Here is a 1721-nt window from a genome sequence, read left to right on the forward strand (position 1 = left end):
CCAGCCGTTGACGCGGGCGTTGCCAGTGCCGGCGGCATTGCCGAACACCGCGATGTTGGTTGCAATGTTGGCGCAGTCGATGGTCAATCCAGCATTGGTATACAACTGACTGTTGCAGCGCGCGGCAAAGCGGGCACCGTCCGAAAGCCCGGCCTCCATCAGCAGCTTTTCGTGGATCAGATTGCCGAATTCAAAGACACCCGCCGACAGGACCAGCATTAGTGGGGCGATCAGCGCCATCTCGACAAGCGCCGTCCCACTCCGATCGTGTCTAAATCTATGCAGATGGCGGTAAAGCGATGTGATCATGGCCGTCACCGATAGAGCTGGGCTTCGTCGCGAAGGAAATTGTCGAGCGTGCCCTGGCCGCCGCGTCCCGTTATGTCGACAAGCTCCACCATGACCGACGCTCCGGTTGAGGCGCCTCCGACTGGCTCGGTAATGAAGAAACTGGCAAATGCTTTGACAGGAAGATTCGTGCTGTTGCCGTTCAGATTATTTCCAGCCGCTTGTAGTGCACTACAGTCTAGGAGCGCGCCATATAGAAGGCGGCGATCGACAGTTGTAACCGGTGGCTGGCAAGAACTCGGCGGCGTTCCTACCTCGCCACCTGCCGAAGCTGTTCCGACCAGCCCCGCCGACATCTCATATTTATAAACGTCATAGCGGGTTGGCGTGTTCGTGGCCCATGAAGCGGGATAAGAAGCAGAACCGAAGTTGGTGCTCCAATAGGTGGAAAAGCTCCAGTTTCCATCGCCCATCCGACCGCCCATATACGGCGTTGTGACATCCCTTGGCAGGCCCATATTTGGGGTGCCGAACGTCAACTGGTTATATTGTGGGCACTGGTTGCCGCCCCCATTGCCATTGCCACCTCCTCCGGACGATGCGCCCTTTCGGACGTTGGCGGCGGGTCCATACTCAGGGCTGTTGAATTGGTTGCCGCTCGATCTGATGCCAAAGCGGACATTGAACGCATCCTGGACTGGTCCTGTATTCTGGCCAGTCTTGGTGCTTACGCCCTGCGCCGAATAGCATCCAATGGGCGTCGATGTGGCGATCGTCTGCGCGAGCGCTTGCGCCCCGTTACCTACACCGGCTGGCGGCTCCAGGAAACCGAAATTACCCGGGCCGTACGCAGCGTTGTTTCCTACCGTACGCAATTCGATAAGCCGGCGACGGACTGCCGGATCCGCCGCAGCCTGCTCGAGCGTAACGCCGCCTGCTGAGTTCGTCCCGTTCACCATCTCGTATGGGTTACACATGAAGACTGGGGTGTAGTTGCATACACCGGAGGTGAAACCTGCGACGGCGACTGCATCGACATTGAAGCTGCCGCTTGCACCGGCTGTGACAAAAGAGGCTGGGAAGATCGCGGCAAAGCCAGTGGGAACGACCGTCACTTGGATGAACCGCGTCTCAAGCTCTCCAGCCGCAGGACTAGCATTGGCTAGATAATTGACCTGATTGGCGGTTGTTATCCTGGTTCCGTCATTCGCGGGAATAGCTTTCAAGAAGCACCAGGATATGCTCCCGGCACTATTGCACACCTGCGTGCCGCCCGGTTGACCGGAAGTCAGTCCAACCCGGCCTGCCGTTGAGAAGTTGCTCTCGTTGTCGACCAGCATGGCCATGGCACGCTCTGCCCGCGCCCAGGAACCGCTCGACCCGTCCAGTTCCGCTGCCGCCGCCAGTGCAAAGGCGTCCGCGCCCTTCTGGAG

At 59.0% G+C, this 1721-nt stretch carries 2 protein-coding genes; both read right to left on the reverse strand.

Features of this window, described 5'->3' with window-relative positions; all coding sequences use genetic code 11:
- Nucleotides 1-309, reverse strand: a 309-nt coding sequence (locus EOB49_RS33745; RefSeq protein ID WP_281060631.1) for a TadE/TadG family type IV pilus assembly protein, incomplete at its 3' end; no start/stop codon positions are given.
- 5 nt (nt 310-314) lie between these two features.
- Nucleotides 315-1721, reverse strand: a 1407-nt coding sequence (locus tag EOB49_RS33750) for a hypothetical protein (protein ID WP_127383490.1), incomplete at its 5' end; no start/stop codon positions are given.

Origin of the sequence: Mesorhizobium sp. M7A.F.Ca.MR.148.00.0.0 (assembly GCF_003997735.1) — a bacterium.
In the GTDB taxonomy this organism is placed as follows: Bacteria; Pseudomonadota; Alphaproteobacteria; order Rhizobiales; family Rhizobiaceae; genus Mesorhizobium.